The organism is Streptomyces purpureus, from assembly GCF_014648195.1.
Classification (GTDB): domain Bacteria; phylum Actinomycetota; class Actinomycetes; order Streptomycetales; family Streptomycetaceae; genus Streptomyces; species Streptomyces purpureus.
In genome coordinates this window covers 103,637-121,618 of the sequence record NZ_BMQQ01000005.1, presented here as the reverse complement: position 1 = coordinate 121,618, position 17,982 = coordinate 103,637, and the positions used below count along the sequence as shown (strand labels likewise).

General features: G+C 72.9%; 15 protein-coding genes. 6 read left to right on the top strand and 9 right to left on the bottom strand.

Annotated features, from left to right (window positions below):
• The first annotated feature begins 411 nt into the window (after positions 1-411).
• The gene (locus IEZ01_RS09155; RefSeq protein ID WP_189200913.1) at positions 412-3,684 is read left to right on the top strand and encodes an ATP-binding protein; all 3,273 of its coding nucleotides are present in this window, start codon (positions 412-414) and stop codon (positions 3,682-3,684) included.
• A gap of 48 nt (positions 3,685-3,732) precedes the next feature.
• Here the strand turns inward: IEZ01_RS09155 and IEZ01_RS09150 are convergent, their stop codons facing one another.
• From IEZ01_RS09150 to panB, 3 genes are all read right to left on the bottom strand, one after another.
• Complete coding sequence (locus tag IEZ01_RS09150) at positions 3,733-4,584, bottom strand: ABC transporter permease (protein ID WP_189200911.1); 852 nt, start codon at positions 4,582-4,584, stop codon at positions 3,733-3,735.
• The gene (locus tag IEZ01_RS09145; RefSeq protein WP_189200909.1) at positions 4,581-5,573 is read right to left on the bottom strand and encodes an ATP-binding cassette domain-containing protein; all 993 of its coding nucleotides are present in this window, start codon (positions 5,571-5,573) and stop codon (positions 4,581-4,583) included. Before IEZ01_RS09145 ends, IEZ01_RS09150 begins: the two co-directional genes overlap by 4 nt.
• A gap of 169 nt (positions 5,574-5,742) precedes the next feature.
• Positions 5,743-6,606: a 3-methyl-2-oxobutanoate hydroxymethyltransferase gene (gene panB / locus IEZ01_RS09140; protein WP_028797457.1), complete on the bottom strand. Its 864-nt coding sequence runs from the start codon at positions 6,604-6,606 to the stop codon at positions 5,743-5,745.
• Between the two features lie 192 nt (positions 6,607-6,798).
• Here panB and IEZ01_RS09135 point away from each other — a divergent pair, with 192 nt between their 5' ends.
• The 3 genes from IEZ01_RS09135 to IEZ01_RS09125 all read left to right on the top strand — a co-directional run bounded on the left by IEZ01_RS09135 (position 6,799) and on the right by IEZ01_RS09125 (position 10,307).
• Positions 6,799-8,424 carry an MFS transporter gene (locus IEZ01_RS09135; RefSeq protein ID WP_189200907.1) on the top strand — a complete coding sequence of 542 codons (1,626 nt, stop codon included), beginning with the start codon at positions 6,799-6,801 and terminating at the stop codon, positions 8,422-8,424.
• A 51-nt stretch (positions 8,425-8,475) separates the two neighbouring features.
• Positions 8,476-9,099, top strand: a complete 624-nt coding sequence (locus tag IEZ01_RS09130; protein WP_019885774.1) for a TetR/AcrR family transcriptional regulator — start codon at positions 8,476-8,478, stop codon at positions 9,097-9,099.
• Between the two features lie 191 nt (positions 9,100-9,290).
• The gene (locus tag IEZ01_RS09125; RefSeq protein ID WP_028797456.1) at positions 9,291-10,307 is read left to right on the top strand and encodes an endonuclease/exonuclease/phosphatase family protein; all 1,017 of its coding nucleotides are present in this window, start codon (positions 9,291-9,293) and stop codon (positions 10,305-10,307) included.
• Between the two features lie 14 nt (positions 10,308-10,321).
• Here the strand turns inward: IEZ01_RS09125 and IEZ01_RS09120 are convergent, their stop codons facing one another.
• From IEZ01_RS09120 to IEZ01_RS09110, 3 genes are all read right to left on the bottom strand, one after another.
• The gene (locus tag IEZ01_RS09120) at positions 10,322-12,076 is read right to left on the bottom strand and encodes an NAD+ synthase (protein ID WP_189200905.1); all 1,755 of its coding nucleotides are present in this window, start codon (positions 12,074-12,076) and stop codon (positions 10,322-10,324) included.
• 91 nt (positions 12,077-12,167) lie between these two features.
• Positions 12,168-13,814 (bottom strand): multicopper oxidase family protein, encoded by a 1,647-nt coding sequence (locus IEZ01_RS09115; RefSeq protein ID WP_189200903.1) that lies wholly within the window; start codon positions 13,812-13,814, stop codon positions 12,168-12,170.
• 81 nt (positions 13,815-13,895) lie between these two features.
• The gene (locus IEZ01_RS09110) at positions 13,896-14,393 is read right to left on the bottom strand and encodes a hypothetical protein (RefSeq protein WP_229832812.1); all 498 of its coding nucleotides are present in this window, start codon (positions 14,391-14,393) and stop codon (positions 13,896-13,898) included.
• Between the two features lie 112 nt (positions 14,394-14,505).
• Between IEZ01_RS09110 and IEZ01_RS09105 the strand changes: the two genes are divergently transcribed.
• On the top strand, positions 14,506-15,174 hold the full coding sequence (locus IEZ01_RS09105; RefSeq protein WP_019885769.1) for a DUF998 domain-containing protein: 669 nt from the start codon (positions 14,506-14,508) through the stop codon (positions 15,172-15,174).
• Positions 15,171-16,055 carry an alpha/beta fold hydrolase gene (locus IEZ01_RS09100; RefSeq protein WP_052185630.1) on the top strand — a complete coding sequence of 295 codons (885 nt, stop codon included), beginning with the start codon at positions 15,171-15,173 and terminating at the stop codon, positions 16,053-16,055. The genes IEZ01_RS09105 and IEZ01_RS09100 overlap by 4 nt, the downstream gene beginning before the upstream one ends.
• Here the strand turns inward: IEZ01_RS09100 and IEZ01_RS09095 are convergent.
• The 3 genes from IEZ01_RS09095 to IEZ01_RS09085 form a co-directional block, all read right to left on the bottom strand.
• Positions 16,040-16,459, bottom strand: coding sequence for a CBS domain-containing protein (locus tag IEZ01_RS09095; RefSeq protein ID WP_019885767.1), 420 nt, complete (start codon positions 16,457-16,459; stop codon positions 16,040-16,042). The two genes, IEZ01_RS09100 and IEZ01_RS09095, sit on opposite strands and share 16 nt — an antisense overlap.
• Before the next feature lie 189 nt (positions 16,460-16,648).
• Positions 16,649-17,284, bottom strand: a complete 636-nt coding sequence (locus IEZ01_RS09090; RefSeq protein ID WP_019885765.1) for a DUF305 domain-containing protein — start codon at positions 17,282-17,284, stop codon at positions 16,649-16,651.
• Positions 17,281-17,928 carry a thioredoxin-like domain-containing protein gene (locus IEZ01_RS09085; RefSeq protein ID WP_189200901.1) on the bottom strand — a complete coding sequence of 216 codons (648 nt, stop codon included), beginning with the start codon at positions 17,926-17,928 and terminating at the stop codon, positions 17,281-17,283. Before IEZ01_RS09085 ends, IEZ01_RS09090 begins: the two co-directional genes overlap by 4 nt.
• Positions 17,929-17,982: the final 54 nt, after the last annotated feature.

Sequence of the window (17,982 nt, the reverse complement as noted above, 5' to 3'; positions counted from 1 at the left end):
GGTTTTGGCTGGGGTCTGCCACTGGTCCGCGGGCGGTGTCGGCCGGGGTTGGGCGGTGCTCGCCCGGGCGAGCCTGGTGGGGGCGATGCCGTATGCCGCGGTCTTGGGCAGGGGGCCGTACCCCGCACCCGGGGGACAACACCGGGCCGGGCACGCGATGCCGACGCCTGCGGGCGAGGCCCGGTCGCGGACGGTGCCGCACGTCGACGGGCGCTGTCTGGCTGCGGCTATGCGGCGCGCCCGCGCCCGAGGTCGCCGAGGGCAAGGCCGACGTCCGCGGGCGGTGTCGCCCGGGGTTGGGCCGTCGCCGGCGGTGCCCGCAGGGGGCCAGGCCGCGCGTTCGGGGGCGAGGCCCGATCGGCGCCGGGCCGCGCGTCCGACGGACGACGCCCCGCCGGGGACAATGTCACCGTGCACTTTTCCGTACTCGGCACCACCCAGGCTCTCCACGACGACGGCACCCCGCAGCCCGTCGGCGGTCCGCGGCTGCGCGCCCTGTTGGCCGTGCTCGCGTTGCGGGCCGGGCGGGGGGTGGGGGTCGACGTACTCGTCGACGAGGTGTGGGGCGGGGAGCCGCCCGAGGACGCGGTTGGTGCGCTGCAGGCCCTGGTCGGGCGGCTGCGGCGGGTCCTGGGGCGGGACGCCGTCGTGTCGGTGCCCGGTGGTTACCGCCTCGGCGCCGACCGGGACGCCGTCGACCTGCACCGCTTCGACCGGCTGGTCACCGAGGGCGTACGGGCCGCGGACGGTGAGCCGGGCCGCGCGCTCGGGATCCTGGACGAGGCGCTCGGCCTGTGGCGCGACCCCGTCCTCGCCGACCTGCCCGACCGGGCCGCCGAGGCCGCCCGCTGGGAGGCCCGCCGCCTCGCCGCCCTGCGCGCCCGCCTCGCCGCCCTCCTCGCCCTCGGCCGTGCCGAAGAGGCGCTGCCGGAACTGGCCGCGCTCGCCACCGAGTTCCCGCTCGACGAGCCCGTCCAGGCGCTCCACATCCGGGCGTTGCGCGCGTCCGGACGGCAGGCCGAGGCGCTGCAGGCGTACGAGGACGTCCGCACCGCCCTCGCCGACCGCCTCGGCACCGACCCCGGCCCCGAACTGCGCTCCCTGCACACGCAGTTGCTGCGACCCGAGCCCGCGCCCGCCCCACGGTCCACGCCCCGCCCCGGCAACCTCCGCGCCCGGCTCACCAGCTTCGTCGGACGCGAGGAGGACATCGCCCGTATCCGGGACGACCTCGGCCGGGCGCGGCTCGTCACGCTCCTCGGGCCCGGCGGGGCCGGGAAGACGCGGCTGTCGCAGGAGGCGGCCGAGCGGGCCGCCGGTGGGTGGGAGGACGGCGTGTGGCTCGTCGAACTCGCGCCCGTCACCGACCCCGACGCCCTGCCCGAGGCCGTCCTCGGCGCGCTCGGCGCCCGGGAGACCGTACTGCGCGGAGCCGGGGCCGAGGAGCTGCGCGCAGCCGGCGGCACCGCCGACCCGCTCCGACGGCTCGTCCAGCACTGCGCCGGCCGCCGCATGCTGCTCCTCCTCGACAACTGCGAGCACGTCGTCCACGCCGCCGCCGTCCTCGCCGAGGAACTCCTCGCCCGCTGCCCCGACCTGACGGTCCTCGCCACCAGCCGCGAACCGCTCGGCGTCCCCGGCGAGCTGCTCCGGCCCGTCGACCCGCTGCCCGACCCGATGGCGCTGCGGCTGCTCGCCGAGCGGGGCGCCGCCGCCCGGCCCGGCTTCGACCCGGCCGACGACGCCGACGCCTGCGCCGAGATCTGCCGCCGCCTCGACGGGCTGCCGCTCGCCATCGAGCTCGCCGCCGCCCGGCTGCGCCTGCTCACCCCGCGCCAGCTCGCCGACCGGCTGGACGACCGCTTCCGGCTGCTCACCTCCGGCGCCCGGACCGTCCTGCCCCGGCAGCAGACCCTCCGCGCCGTCGTCGACTGGTCCTGGGACCTCCTCGGCGACGCCGAACGCACCGTCCTGCGCCGGCTGTCCGTGTTCAGCGGCGGCTGCGACCCGGCCGCCGCCGAGGCCGTCTGCGCCGAACCCGACACCCTCACCCTGCTCGGCGCCCTTGTCGACAAGTCGCTGGTCGTCGCCGACCCCACCGGCGGCGACGGCATGCGCTACCGGCTCCTGGAGACCGTCGCCGAATACGGCGCCGAACGCCTCGACGAGGCCGGCGACCGCGCCGCCACCGAGCGCCGCCACCTCGTCCACTACCGCGAACTCGCCCGCACCACAGACCCTCAGCTCCGCGGCGGCGGCCAGGTCCGGGCCATCGCCCGCCTGAGCACCGAGTACGAGAACCTCCGCACCGCCCTGCGCCGGGCCGTGGCCCGACAGGACGAGGACGAGGCCCTCGTCCTCGTCCACTCCCTGCTCACCTACTGGCAGCTGCGGGACCTGCGCGCCGACGCCCGGCACTGGGCCGAGCGGACCGCCGCGCTCGGCCCCGACCCGTTCGCGCCGCCCGCCGCGCCCGTCGTCCCGCTCACCCGGCGCTGCACCGACGCGCCCCCGCCGCTGGACGAGGACGTGCGGTGGGAGGCCCGGCGCGGGGTGCGGCTGATCGAGATCGCCAGCATGGACCACGAGTCCGCCCTCTGGACCAGCCCGGCGGGCCTGGCGCGGCTGCGGGAGATCTCCGCGGTCTACCGGCCCGGGCTTCCCCAGACCTGCCGCCACCCCGGCTTCCTCCACTTCTACGCGGTCCTGCTCACCGCATCCCCCGAGGCGGTACGCGACATGCTCGACGGCACGGTCGACGCCTGCCGGGAGTACGGCTACGACTGGGAGCTGGCCTGCGCGCTCAACGTCCGGGCCAACGTCATGGCCAACCGTGCCGGATGGGCCGGGGACTCGGCCCGGGACGCCGACGAGGCCCTGGAGATCTTCATGCGGCTCGACGACGCGTGGGGCGCCGCCGAGGCGCTCTCCTCCCGCGGCGAGGCGCGGGAGCAGCGGTGCGACTACGAAGGCGCCGCCGAGGACTTTGCCACCGCCATCGGTTACGCCGAACGCATGGGCGCCCAGGCCCAGATGGCGCTCCTGCGGGCCCGCTACGGCGAGGCGCTCACCGCGACCGGGCGCGGTGAGGAGGGCGAGGCGATCCTGCGCGCGGTCATGGCGGGCGGCCGAGGCTCCGGCAGTGAGGCCCTGTACGCGGCCCAGATCTACCTGTCGGTGTGGCTGGGCCGCACCGGCCGGACCGCCGAGGCCCGTGAGCAGATGACCGAACTGCGTGCCCGGTTCCGCTCCCAGACCATGTCGATCTTCGACGGGATCACCCTCGGCATCCTGGCCTGGCTGGAGAACCTGGACGGCCGCCACGCCGAGGCGCTGGACATGTCGGTACGCGCCTTCGAGCGTTCCCGCGAGCCCCTGTCGCTCATGGTCGCGCCGCACATGCCGTCGGCCCAGCTGGTCACCGCCGCCTGGGCGCTGGCGGGGCTCGGCGGCGCGTCGGCCCGTACGGCCGCCGTGCTGCTCGGCGCGCAGGCCGCGCTGCTGCCGCCGGGCCATGTCGTCGCGCCGCTCGAGCGGGAGCACGCGGCCATGGCCGAGAAGCTGACACGGGGCGCGCTCGGTGACGACGCCGTCTTCGCGGCGGCGTACGCCGAGGGCGGCGGCCTCTCCTTGGAAGAGGCCGCCGCCCTGCTGGCCGACCAGGATCAGCGGGTCGGGACCTGAGCCCGTACGGCCGTCAGGTCTTCCCGCTCAGGTCTCGGGTCTTCTTGCTCAGGTCTTCTTGCGGAACTTGGCGACCGCGAGCGGCGCCGTGACGACCGTGATGGCCACCGCCCAGCCGAGCGTCATCCACACCGATTCGGCGACGGGGCCGCCGTTGACGAGGTTGCGGGCGGCGTCGGCGAGGTTGGAGAGCGGGTTGTAGTCGGTGAAGGTCTTCAGCCAGCCGGGCATCGAGTCCGGCGGGGCGAAGATGGAGGAGCCGAACTGCAGGGGCATCAGGACGAGCATGGCCATCCCCTGGACGGCCTGGGCCGTCTTCATGGTGAGACCCAGCAGGATGAAGATCCACATCAGCGACGCTCCGAACACCACCGACAGGCCGATGGCGGCGAAGAGGTGCAGGACCGAGGTCTTGATGTCCAGGCCGAGCAGGAAGCCCGTGCCGAGCAGGATCGCGGTGGCGATCATCATGCGGCCGACCTCGACGACGATCTTCGCGAGGAGGACCGAGGACCGGGCTATCGGCATCGTGCGGAACCGGTCCATGACCCCCTTCTTGATGTCGTCGTTGATGCCCACGCCGACGGCCATGGCGATGTTCAGGCCCATCATCGCCATCAGGCCGGGGGCCACGTAGTTGACGTACGCGTCGTTGTTGCCCTTGCCGGAGATCGCGCCGCCGAAGACGTACACGAACAGCAGGATGAAGATGATCGGCATCAGGACCGCGTCGAACATCGACTCCGGGTCCTGCTTGATCTGCAAAGCGTTGCGCCGCACCAGGGCGCCGATGTGGCGCAGGTTGGCGCGCAGGCCGATCCGGCCCTCGGCGGCGGGCGTCCGCCCGGCCGGGGCGGCCGGCGTGGGCGCGGGCGCGCGGGTGACGGTGGTGGTGCTCATGCGGTGACTTCCTCGGGCGTCGTGTCGGACACGTGTGTCTTCTCGCCCGTGATGGCCAGGAACACCTCGTCCAGGCTGGGCAGATGGGTACCGATGTGGGCGATGCCGTAGCCCCGGGCGCCGAACAGGCCGACGACGGCGGTCAGTTGCTCGTCGCTGAGGATGGGTACGTACAGCGCGTCCTCGTCGGGGACGACGGTGGCTCCGGCGATGCCGTCGAGCCCGGTCTCGCGCAGCGCCGCGGCCATCTCCGGCAGGTCGGCCGGATCCACCGGGCGGACCTTCAGCGTCCGGCCGCCGACCTTCGCCTTCAGCTCGTCCACCCCGCCGTTGGCGATGACCCGCCCCCGGTCGATGACGGTCAGCTCACTGGCGAGCTGCTCGGCCTCCTCCATGTACTGGGTGGTGAGAAGGACGGTGACGCCTTCGCCGACCATCCGCCGGACCTCGTCCCAGACCTCGTTGCGGGTCCGCGGGTCGAGGCCGGTCGTCGGCTCGTCCAGGTACAGCACGGCGGGCTGCCCGATCATCGAGGCGGCGAGGTCGAGCCGGCGGCGCATGCCGCCGGAGTAGGTCATCGCCGCGCGCTTGGCGGCCTCGGTGAGGGAGAACCGCTCCAGCATCTCGTCGGCGCGGCGCCGGGCGTCCTTGCGGGACAGGTCGAGCAGCCGCCCGATCATGTAGAGGTTCTCCCAGCCGGAGAGCTTCTCGTCCACCGAGGCGTACTGGCCGGTGAGGCCGATGGTGCGGCGCAGCTGCCGGGGGTGGCGCACCACGTCGTAGCCGGCGACGGTGGCGGTCCCGGCGTCCGGGACGATCAGGGTGGACAGGCAGCGCACCAGGGTGGTCTTGCCCGCGCCGTTGGGCCCGAGGACCCCGAGGACCGTCCCCTCCCGGACGTCGAGGTCGACCCCGTCGAGGGCCTTGGTGTCGCCGTAGTGCTTCACGAGGCCCCGGACCTCGACGGCGTTGTGTTCGGTTCGCGTCATGTCCCCTAGGAGACCAGCCGCCACCGACAATCCACCGACAAGCCGCCGACAGGCGACCCGCGGACGGCCTCCGGACGACCGACAGCCCGCCGATGGGGGAAGTCGGCGGGCTGTCGTCTGTGCCGCTATGGCTCAGTAACCGGCCGGGGATCCGGCCGGACGGTGGAACCTAGTGGAACGTGTGCTCCTCGGCCGGGAAGGCGGAGACGGCCACGTCCTCGGCGAACGCGCGCGCCGCGTCGCCGAGCGTCGCCCGCAGGTTCGCGTACTGCTTGGTGAAGCGCGGCACCTTGCCTCCGGTCAGACCGGCCATGTCGGTCCAGACGAGGACCTGCGCGTCGGTGTCCGGGCCCGCGCCGATCCCGATGGTCGGGATGTGCAGGGAACGGGTCACCTCGGCGGCCAGCTCGGCCGGTACGAGCTCCAGGACGACGGCGAACGCGCCCGCGTCCTGCGCCGCCTTCGCGTCGCTGAGCAGCCGGTGGGCGGCCTCGTCGCTGCGGCCCTGGACGCGGTAGCCCATGGTGTTCACGGACTGCGGTGTCAGACCGAGGTGTGACATCACCGGGATGCCGGCCTGGACCAGCAGCTCGGTCTGCGGCAGCGACCGCTCGCCGCCCTCCAGCTTGACGGCGCCCACGCCCGCGTCCTTGACCAGCCGGGTCGCGCTGCGCAGGGCCTGTACCGGGCCTTCCTGGTACGAGCCGAAGGGGAGGTCGCCGACGACCAGGGCGCGCTTGGTGCCCCGTACGACGGCGGCGGAGAGCAGGGTCATCTCGTCCATCGTGACGGGCACGGTGGTGTCGTAGCCGAGATGGCAGTTGCCCATGGAGTCGCCGACGAGGAGCACCGGAATGCCGGCCTCGTCGAACACGGACGCGGTCATCGCGTCGTAGGCGGTGAGCATGGGCCACTTCTCGCCGCGCTCCTTGGCGGCGGCGATGTCGTGGACGGTGATGCGGCGAGTGCCCTTGCCGCCGTACAGCGCCTTGCTGCTGTCGGCGGGATGCTTCTGGGCAGCCTGAAGCGTCATGGTGCACGGCTCCTTCGTCATCTCGAGGCGCCCTGTGGCGTCCCCGGACCACATCCATGGTGGCACCTCGTGCCGCGCTCGGGGAAGTGGGGCCGTTCACATCACTTCACGCGTCGGTCATCCGGCGTCACATGAGGCAACACTTTTCGATACGAGACGGTCCCGTATCGAAAAAAGCGTAGCGTGAAAGGTATGTCCCCGCCCAAGTCCACGACCCCCGGCCCCCAAGGCCCACCCATCCCCGAGGCCGTGCACCGCCGTCGCTGGGCCGTCCTCGGCGTCCTCATGCTCGTCCTGCTCGTCGTCGTCCTGGACAGCTCGATCCTCAACGTCGCCGTCAAGACCATCGCGAGCCCCGCACCCACCGGCATCGGCGCAACCCAGAGCGAGCTGGAGTGGTCCATCAACTCCTACACGCTCGTCTTCGCCGGTCTGCTGTTCACCGCGGGCATCCTCGGCGACCGGTTCGGCCGAAAGAAGGTGCTGATCCTCGGGATCGCCGTCTTCGGTCTCGGCTCCGCCATGGCCGCCTTCTCCCACTCACCCGGCGAGCTGATCGTCCACCGCGCCGTGATGGGCTTCGGCTCGGCCTTCGTCATGCCCGCCACCCTCGCCGTCCTGATGAACGTCTTCGACCGCGAGGAGCAGCCCAAGGCCATGGGGATCTGGGCCGGCGGGGTCGGACTGGCCATCGCCATCGGCCCCATCACCGGCGGCCTCCTCCTCGAGCACTTCTGGTGGGGCTCGATCTTCCTGATCAACGTCCCCGTCGTGGTCGTCTCGCTCATCGCGATGGTGATCCTCGTCCCCGACTCCAAGGACCCCCGGCCCGGCCGGATCGACCCCCTCGGGGTGGTGCTCTCCGTCGTCGGCCTCGTCCTGCTGGTGTACGGCATCATCCGCGGCGGCGAGCTGGCCGACTTCACCGACACCACCGTGCTCCTGCCGCTGCTCGCCGGAGTCGCCGTCCTCGCCGTCTTCGTCCTGCACGAGAAGCGCAGCGACCACCCGGCCATGGACCTCGCCTACTTCCGCGACCCGGCCTTCTCCGCCGCCGTCACCGCCATCGCGCTCATCTTCTTCGCGGTACTCGGCGTGACCTTCTTCTCCGCCTTCTACCTGCAGAGCGTGCGCGGCTACACCCCCCTCCAGGCCGGGCTGCTGATCCTGCCCATGGCCGTCGCCCAAATGGTCCTCGCGCCCCGCGCCCGGCTCGTGGTACGCCGCTTCGGCGCCCGGAGCGTCTGCACGGCCGGCATGCTCCTGGTCGGCGCCGGGCTCGCCGCCTTCGCCTTCTTCGACGCCACGACCCCGCTGTGGGTCCTGGAGACCGTCTTCTTCGTCCAGGGCGTCGGCATGGCCCACGTCATGCCCCCCGTCACCGTCTCCGTCATGCAGTCCCTGCCCCGCGAGAAGGCCGGCTCCGGCTCGGCCGTCAGCAACACCTTCCGCCAGGTCGGCGGGGCACTGGGTGTCGCCGTCATCGGCTCCGTGCTCTCCGCCACCTACCGGGGCGCGATCGAAGGACACCTCGGCGCCCTGCCCGCCGGGGCCCGGGAAGCGGCCGGGGAGTCCGTCGAGGCCACTCTGGCCGCCGCCGAGAGCCTCGGCGCGGCCGGGAAATCCCTGGTCACACCCGCCCATGACGCCTTTCTCGACGCCATGCACACCACCGCCCTCTGCTCGGCGGCCGTCGCCGTGGCCGGCGCGGTCGTCGTGGCGGTCTTCCTGCCCCGCCAGGCCCAGGCCCGGCCCCCGGCGGCCCCGGCCCCCGACGACAGCAGCGGGGACGACCAGCGAGAATCGGTACGTTCATGAGATGACCACCCCGGCGAGTGCCGAGCGGTGGCGACGAGAGGCGGTGCGGACGTGTCCCTCGGGCAGCAGGACGAACAGCGAGGCCCGGGGCCCGGCCGCCGCGGACGTCCGCGCAGCGAGGCGGCCGAGCAGGCCATCCTCGACGGCGCCGTCGCCCTCCTGGAACAGGGCGTCCCGCTCGCCGAGGTCTCCATCGAACGGATCGCCCGCACCGCCGGCGTCGGCAAGGCCACCATCTACCGCCGCTGGCCCGGCAAGGAGGAACTCTTCGTCGACCTCCTGCGCTCCGTCGAACCCCCCGACCCCGTCCTGCCCGGCACCTCCGTCCGCGACGACCTCGTCGCCCTCCTGGAGGCCCTGCGGCAGCGCGGCCTCGCCAAGCGCTCCTCCGCCCTCCTGCACAACGTCTTCGCCCAGATGCAGAGCTATCCCAAGCTCTGGGAGGCGTACCACCGCACCGTCATCGAACCCCGCCGCACCCTCACCCGCGACGTCCTGCGCCGCGGTGTGCGGACCGGCGAGATCCGCGCCGACCTCGACATCGAGCTCATCGACGACCTCTTCGTCGGACCGCTGCTGCTGCGCAGCGTCATACGCCCGGGGGCCCCGCTCGACGCCGGACTCCCCGCCCAGATCGTCGACGCCGTCCTCGGCGGCGTACGCCCCCCGTCCTGACGACGCGGCACACATCCGTACGCCCTTGCCGCAGCCGTCCGTTTATGCGCGTTCTGTCACAGCCCGGTTCACACCGCCACCCACCGGAACCCGCCGCGCCGCACGGTCGTCCTCGTGGCAGTACGGCCGTCCCCCATCGCCTAGTGTCGAGCCCGGGACGGAGAGCACGGCAAGGCAGTGAGGACAGCGGTATGGCTCGGTTGGACATGACGGAGACCGGACACGGCGGCGCGGAGGCTTCCGCACCCCGGGCCCGGACGGTCCTCGACCGCTGGCGCGGCGACCCGGGCATCTGGCGGCGGGGCATCGTGCTCGCCGTCTGCGCGGTGCTGCTCACGCTCACGATGGTCTTCCACGCCGAGATCCCCAACCGGATCGGCAACCTCGGCAGCCTCACCGAGACGTTCCTGCCGTGGCTCGGCATCTTCGTGCCGCTGCTGCTCGCCCTGGCCCTGCTGCGGCGCTCCGCCACCGCCCTGATCGCCCTGCTGCTCCCGGCGGTCGTGTGGCTCAACTTCTTCGGCGGGCTGATGACCGACAAGTCCGCCGCGGGCGGCGACCTCACCGTCGCCACCCACAACGTCAACGCCGACAACCCCGACCCCGAGGGCACGGCCCGTAAGGTCGCCGCCTCCGGCGCGGACGTGGTGGCCCTGGAGGAGCTCAAGGCCGACATGGTCCCGGTGTACGAGAAGGCGCTGGCCGACACGTACAAATACCACGACGTGCAGGGCACGGTCGGGCTGTGGAGCAAGTACCCCATGAGCGACACCCGCCCCGTCGACATCCGCATGGGCTGGACCCGCGCCATGCGCTCCACGGTCACCACCCCGCACGGCGAGGTCGCCGTCTACGTCGCCCATCTCCCGTCCGTGCGGGTCAAGCTGAACGCAGGGTTCACCGCCAACCAGCGCGACAACAGCGCCGACCAGCTCGGCGAGGCCATCGCCGCCGAGCAGGTACGGCGGGTGATCCTGCTCGGCGACCTCAACGGCACCATGAACGACCGTTCCCTCAACGCCGTCACGTCCCAGATGCGCTCCACCCAGGGCGCGGCCGGCGACGGCTTCGGCTTCAGCTGGCCCGCGTCCTTCCCGATGGCCCGCATCGACCAGATCATGGTCAAGGGCGTCGAGCCGGTCTCGTCCTGGACGCTCCCGGCCACCGACAGCGACCACCTGCCGATCGCGGCCCGCGTGACGATGTAGCGGCCGCCGCGCCGTCAGGCGTGTTCCCGCCAGCGGTTGGTGATCGGCAGCCGACGGTCCTTGCCGAAGCCCTTCGCCGAGATCTTGGTGCCCGGCGGGTACTGGCGGCGCTTGTACTCGGCCGTGTCCACCAGCCGCACGGTGCGGGTGACCAGCTCCTCGTCGTACCCGGCCGCCACGATCGCCTCCCGGCCCTGGTCCCGGTCCACGTACAGCTCCAGGACCCGGTCCAGGGTCTCGTAGTCGGGCAGCGAGTCCGTGTCGACCTGCCCCGGGCGCAGCTCGGCGCTCGGCGGCTTGGTGAGGGAGTTCTCCGGGATCGGCGGCGTCTGCCCGCGCTCCTCGGCGGCGCGGTTGCGCCAGCGCGCAAGCCGGAAGACCGACGTCTTGTAGACGTCCTTGATCGGCCCGTACGCGCCGACCGAGTCGCCGTACAGCGTCGAATAGCCCACCGCCAGCTCGGACTTGTTGCCCGGCGCGAGGACGATGTGGCCCTCCTCGTTGGAGAGCGCCATCAGCAGCGTGCCGCGCATCCGGGACTGGAGGTTCTCCTCGGCGAGCCCGGTGAGGTCCAGCGCGCCCATGTACGCGTCGAACATCGGCGCGATCGACACCGTACGGAAGTTGAGGCCGGTACGCCGGGCGAGCTCGGCCGCGTCGTCCTTGGAGTGGTCCGAGGAGTACTTGGACGGCATCGAGACGCCGTACACGTTCTGGGCGCCCAGTGCGTCGCAGGCGATCGCGGCGACCAGCGCCGAGTCGATACCGCCGGACAGGCCGATCAGCACGGACCGGAAGCCGTTCTTCGCGGCGTACGCCCGCAGGCCCACCACCAGCGCCGAGTACACCTCCTCGTCGTCGTCCAGGCGGTCCGCGTAACCACCCGTCAGCTCCGGTTCGTACGGCGCGAGCGGCTCCTCGGAGAGGACCACCCGATCGATGCGCAGCCCGTCGTCGACGACGCCGGTCACCGGCTCCGCCGCCCCGGCCGGCAGGTCGAGGTCGAGGATCATGCTGCCCTCGGAGAACTGCGGCGCACGCGCGATCACTTCGCCGTCCCGGTCGACGACGATCGAGTCGCCGTCGAAGACCAGCTCGTCCTGGCCGCCCATCATCGCCAGATACGCGAGCGTGCAGCCCGCCTCCTGGGCGCGCTTGCGCACCAGCTCCAGGCGGGTGTCGTCCTTGTTCTGCTCGTACGGCGAGGCGTTGACCGACAGCAGCAGCCCGGCGCCCGCGGAACGGGCCGCCGGGACCCGTCCGCCGTCCTGCCACAGGTCCTCGCAGATGGCCAGCGCCACGTCGATGCCGTGGACCCGGACCACGGGCATCGTGTCGCCGGGCACGAAGTAGCGGAACTCGTCGAAGACGCCGTAGTTCGGCAGGTGGTGCTTGGCGAAGCTGAGCGCCACCCGGCCGCGGTGCAGCACCGCCGCCGCGTTCTGCGGCGCGCCCGCCGGCTGGCCGTACGTCGGGACGGCGCGCTCGGCGCGGTCGAGGTAGCCGACGACGACCGGCAGCTCCCCGAAGCCCTCGGCGTCGAGACGTGCGGCCAGCGCGCGCAGCGCGGCCCGGGACGCCTCGACGAACGACGAGCGCAGGGCGAGGTCCTCGACGGGGTAGCCGGTCAGCACCATCTCGGGGAAGGCGACGAGATGCGCCCCCTGCTCCGCGGCGTGCCGGGTCCAGTGCACGATCGCCTCGGCGTTGCCGGCGAGATCACCGACGGTCGAGTCGATCTGATTCAGGGCGAGGCGTAGTTGAGGCACGCGTCCAGTGTAATCGTCAAAGCGACGCAATGTCGGGACGGAGCGGTGTGGGGCGCCCCACGTGGCGGGCGCCCCACCGCTCGCGGAAGGGTCAGCTCCGGTATCCGACGACCGTCATCATCCCCGCCTCCGAGTGGTAGACGTTGTGGCAGTGGACCATCCACAGACCCGGGTTGTCGGCGTCGAAGTCCACGGCCAGGGTGGCGTTGGGCAGGATCACCGCCGTGTCCTTGCGGGGCCCGCCGGCCACGTTCGCCAGGGCGAACGTGTGGCCGTGCAGATGGAGCGGATGCCACATCGTGGTCGTGTTGGTGAACTCGATCCGCACCCGCTCACCCGCCTTCACCGCGTGCCGCCGCCCGGGCGTGTACGGCTGCCCGTCGAAGGCCCAGTCGTACGCCGCCATCCCGCCGGTGAGCTTGATGCGGATCGTCCGGTCGGGCGTACGGGCGGGCAGCGCCACCGACGGGTCGGCCCTGAGGCGGTCCGCGGTGAGCACCTGCCCGGACAGCTCCCTGGGCCGTACGGACGCGGTGGGCGCCGCGCCGCCACCGGTGCGCAGAACGGCCAGGGCCGCCGCCTTCTTGCCCTCGGCGACGGCCGTGAGCGGGAAGACCCCGTCGCCCGCGGTGACCAGGACGTCGTAGCGCTCCCCCATGCCGAGCAGCAGGGCGTCCGCGGGGGCGTGGCGGACCGGGAAGCCGTCGGTGTGGGTGACGGTGAGCCGGTGGCCGCCGAGGGCGACCCGGAAGGCGGTGTCGCCTCCCGCGTTGATGATCCGCAGCCGGATGCGGTCGCCCGGCCTGGCGCGGAACTCGGTGGGGGCCTCGGGGGTACGGCCGTTGATCAGGTAGTGCGGGTAGGCGACGTCACCGGCGTCCCCGCCGAGGAGGTCGCTGGTGGCGCCCATCATCATCCGGGAGGGGCCGGTGGGGGAGGGGGCGGCCGGGGATGGCGACCCGTCCATCTTCATGGACATGCTGTGACCCTCATGACCGCCGGAGCCGGAGCCGGACCCGGAGCTGGAGCCTGAGCCGCCGCTGCTCGTGCTGCCGCCGGTGCCGCCGCCGTGGTCCATGCCCGGCGCCATGCCCTTGCGCAGCTCCGCCAGCACCCCGTCCGGGGTCGAGCCGTCCACGCCGTCGACCCAGTCGTCGAGGACGACGACCCACTCCTTGTCGTAGGCCAGCGGCTCCTTGGGATCCTCCACGATCAGCGGCGCGTACAGTCCACGGTCCTGCTGGACGCCGGAGTGCGGATGGAACCAGTACGTCCCGGGGTGCGGCACCGCGAAGCGGTACGCGAACTGTCCGCCCGGCCGGATCTCCTGCTGGGTCAGGCCCGGGACGCCGTCCATGTCGTTGCGCAGGGCGAGGCCGTGCCAGTGCAGGGAGGTGGCGGCGGGCAGGTGGTTGGCGAGGGTGAGGGCGAGGGTGTCGCCCGCGGTGACCCGGACCTCCTTGCCGGGCAACCGGTCGCCGTACGCCCAGGACTTGACGGTCCGGCCGGCGCCCAGTTCGAGCGCGGTCGGGGTGGCGGTGAGCCGCACCTCTCGGACGGGTCCCCGGGCGCGCCGGGCCTCGGCGGCGGCGACCTCCTTGCCGTCGGGCGCGACGAAACCGGGGCCGGCGCCGGCGTCGGGGCCGGACGCGGGGGTCGAGCAGGCGGAGAGAAGTTCCGTACCGGCGACGGCGATTCCCGCGCCGAGCACGGCGCGGCGGGTGTGCTGCTTGGACATGACTGGGTGCACCTCGTGCGGGTGTCGGTGTTGCTGCGTACGGAAAAGGGCGCGACGGGCCGCGTGGGCGGCCGGGCGCTCCTAGATGCGCAGCACCGACAGGAGGGTGAGGTGCGTCCTCGGCGGCGGGGGGATCGGCCACAGCGCCCGCAGCCGCCGGCCGTCCACGACGACCAGCGCGGTGCCCGAGCGCCGTACGACCAGCCGCACGATCAGCAGGGCCACGCCGAGCGCCCCGAGCACGGCCAGGCACACCGACGCCGGGTCGAACCCCTGGCCTTCACCGCCGTGGCTCGTGCTGGGCGCGGCGTGGTCGGCGGCGTTCGCCGCGGCGGGTGCGGGTGCGGGGACGTGTACGGCCTCGGCGGGGGGCTCGTGGGAGCCATGGAAGTCGGGGGTGGCGGGGCGGTGTGCTCCGGCCTCCGCCGTGGGGCCCTGCGGGCCGTGGCTGGTTCCGTGGTCGCTTCCGTGGGCCGACGGGTGGCCCAGCGTATGCATGGTGACGATGCCGAAGAGCAACGCCACGAGCAGCAGCCACCGCCCGTACCGCCCCTCGCTCCCGCGCCGCCGAGTCACCACGCCCGCACCCTACCCCCACCCGGTATGCGTCGGCGTGGCGGCGTACCGCGCGCCGCGTCCCGTCCCCCCGCCCGCCGGAACGCGGCCCCGCGCGCGTAGGCTTCCTCCCACTATGTCCACACGTGGTGCTCGCCCTGTCGCCCTCCTCCTCGCCCTCGGCGCGCTCGTGTACACCGCGTGGGTGCTCGAAGTCGTCATACAGACCGGCCTCGACCCCGTCCGTACGTACGTCTCCGAACTCGCCGCCGCGGACCAGCCCCTCGGCGGGCTGTTCCGCGCCACCGACCTCGCCGCCGGGCTTCTCCTCCTCGCCGGAGCCCTGTGGGCCCTGCTGCGGCTCCCGCGGCGGCCCTGGACCGTCGTGGGATGGGCGGCCCTGGCGCTGTTCGGCGCCGCCACCGCCGTCGACTCCCGGCTGCCGCTCAGCTGCGCGCCCACCGTCGACCCCGAGTGCGCCGCCCGCGAGACCGCCGGGCTCGTCCCGGCCACCCACACCGCCCACGCCGTCAGCTCCAGCCTCGCCATGGCCGGGGCGCTCGCCGGGATAGTGGCGCTCACCGTCGCCGCCCGCCGCTACCGGATCTGGGCGCCCCTCGCCCGTACCGGACCGGCCCTCGTCGTCCTCGAACTCGCCGCCACCGGCTGGACCCTGGCCGCCGTCGCCGCCTTCGAGGCCGGCCGGGGGAACTGGTCCCTGGGGGCCGGGCAACGCCTCCAGGTACTGCTCGTGGCAGGCTGGCTCGCGGTACTCGCCATCTCCGTGGCCAGGGAGCGGGATTGAGTTTTTTCGTACGGGTGGGCGGCGTCGCCCACCACGTCGTCGTCGAGGGCGGCGGACCGGTCTGTGTCCTCAGCGCCGGTCTCGGCATGAGCTGGTTCGACTGGGACCCGGTCGTCCCGCTGCTCGCCCCGCACCGCACCGTCGTCCGCTTCGACCGGCCCGGCCACGGACTCTCCGCCCCGGCCCCGGTCGCCCCGACCGCCGCGGGGGAGGCCCACCGCATCGCGGGCCTGCTGGACGCGCTCGGCCTGACCGGGCCGGCCACCGTCGTCGGGCACTCCATCGCCGGCTTCCACGCCGAGGCCTTCGCCCGCCTCCACCCGGCCCGTACCGCCGGGCTCGTCCTCGTCGACTCCTCCGTCGAGGAGCACGCCCGCACCCCGGCCGCCCCGGCGGTCCGTACCGCCCTCGCACGCGGCATCGGCGCCGCCCTCACCGCCGTCGGCGCGCCCGCCACGGTCGGCCCGCTCGCCCGCCGCGTCACCGTACGGCTCTCCCGCAGCGGCGGCGGCGACCCGGCACCGTCGGCGCTCGTACGCCGCTGCTATGCAACGTCACGTGTGATGCGGGGCGCGTTCCTGGAGAACACCCACTACCGCGCGGTGGCCGCCGAGCTGCTCGCCCTGCGCGAGCGCCATCCGCTGCGGGGCGGGCTCCCGGTCACCGTCCTTGCCGCGCCCGACGGCTCGGCCCGCTGGGCCGCCCGCCAGCGCGCACTGGCCCGGCGGCTCGGCGCCCGCTACGAGGCCGTCGAACCGTCGGGCCATCTGATGATGCTGGACCGCCCCGAGGCCGTGGCCCGGGCCGTACTGGCCCTGGGCGAGCAGGACGACGAGGTGGGCCAGGGGGAGCAGGGGCGGGGAGGTCAGGCGCGCCCGTAGACGCTCTCGCAGAACTCCGCGATCTGCTCGTCGTTCAGGTGCTTGGCCAGATCGGCCTCGCTGATCATGCCGACCAGGCGCTTGTTCTCGATCACCGGGAGCCGCTTGATCTGGTGGCCCTTCATCTCCTGGAGCACCTCGCCGACATCCGACTCCGCGTCGATCCAGCGGGGGGTGCCCTTGGCCATCTCGCCGCAGGTGATCCGGGACGGGTCATGGCCCAGCGCCACACAGCCGATGACGATGTCGCGGTCCGTGATGATGCCGCAGAGCCGCTCGTTCTCGTCGGCGATGGGCAGCGCGCCGACGTTCAGGTCACGCATCATCTGCGCGGCCCGGTCGAGCGTCTCGTGCCGGGGAATCCACTTGGCCCCGGAGTGCATGATGTCTTTCGCGGTGGTCATGGGGTGCGTACCTCCGTAAGGCGTCGTACGTCCCCGAGCGCCTCCATCATCGTCCGTCCCGTCGCGCCCCGCGACCGCTGGAGACGGCGACGGCCGCCGAGGGGCACCTCGCCCCACGGCGGCCGTCCGCGCGTAATGTCACACCGCGGGTCGCACCGCGATGTCACACCGCCATGTCACGCAGCGGTGTCACGCCGCGGGCTTCGCGCCGCGCTTGCGCAGCATGTCGGCCATGAGCAGGATCTCCGACTCCTGCGCGTCGACCATGCCCTGCGCCAGCTGCCGCTCGACCCCCGGCGCACACCGCTCCACACAACCCTGCGCCATGTGCACGCCGCCCTTGTGGTGGGCGGTCATCAGCTGCAGGTACAGGATCTCGGCCTGCTTGCCGCTCGCCTTGCGCAGCTGCGCCATCTGTGTCCGGGTCGCCATGCCGGGCATGACCGCCCCGTCCTTGGGGCCGGAGCCGCCGTGGCCCGCCATGCCCATCCAGGCCATCGGCTCCTGGTCCGCGGCGATCTTCGGCAGTCCCCACAGGTCCAGCCAGCCCAGCATCATGCCGCGCTGGTTGGCCTGGGTGTTGGCGATGTCGTAGGCGAGGCGGCGGACGTCCTCGTCGGACGTACGGTCCCGCACGATGAACGACATCTCCACCGCCTGCTGGTGATGGAGCGCCATGTCACGGGCGAATCCCGCGTCGGCCGAGTCATGGGCCGGCCCCGAGGCGCGCGGCTCGTCCCGCTGCGCCGAGGTGACCGTGGCCGCCCCGGCGAACAGCAGGGCGAGGACGACCGCGGTGATCGCGGCCCAGTGCGTACGGGTCACTGCGCGGCCTGACCGCCGGTGCACGCGGCGCCCGGCTCAGGGGTCTGAGGGCCCTGGACGTACTTGGTGAAGAACGCGTCCACCCGCGGGTCGCTCGCGCTGTCCACCGTGACCTGCTTGCCCCACGCGCTCAGCATGATCGCGCCGGCCTGCTCCTTCACCGGGCTCATCAGCGTGAACGAGGTCTTGTCGACCTTCTCCGCCAGCTTCTTCACCTCGGCCTGCGGGGCCTTGTCGTTGTACGTCACCCAGACCGCGCCGTGCTCCAGCGAGTGGACGGCGTTGACCTCGGGGATCGGGTTCTTGTAGACGTCGCCGTCGCAGTTCATCCACACCGGGTGGTGGTCGCCGCCGACCGGGGGCTTCATCTCGTACGTGACGGGCTGGGTCACGTGGTTGCGGCCCAGCTTCTTGGCGTCCCAGGTCTTCTCGTCCTTGATGGGCGCCTTGGCGGCGGTCTCCCGCTGCTCCTTCTGGTCCGACTCCTTGTTGAGCACGTAGGCGCCGAAGCCGACGAGACCGGCCACCACGACGGTGGACAGGCCGATGGTGATGATGCGGTTACGGGTCTCGCGGGCCTTCTCCGTGCGGCGCATCTCCTCTATTCGGGCGCGGCGGTCGGCGGTGGTGTTGCGGTTGCCCATGACGGAAGTCCTTCACATTCGAGTGTTCAGTCGATCGGTTCGAGCGGTGCGGTG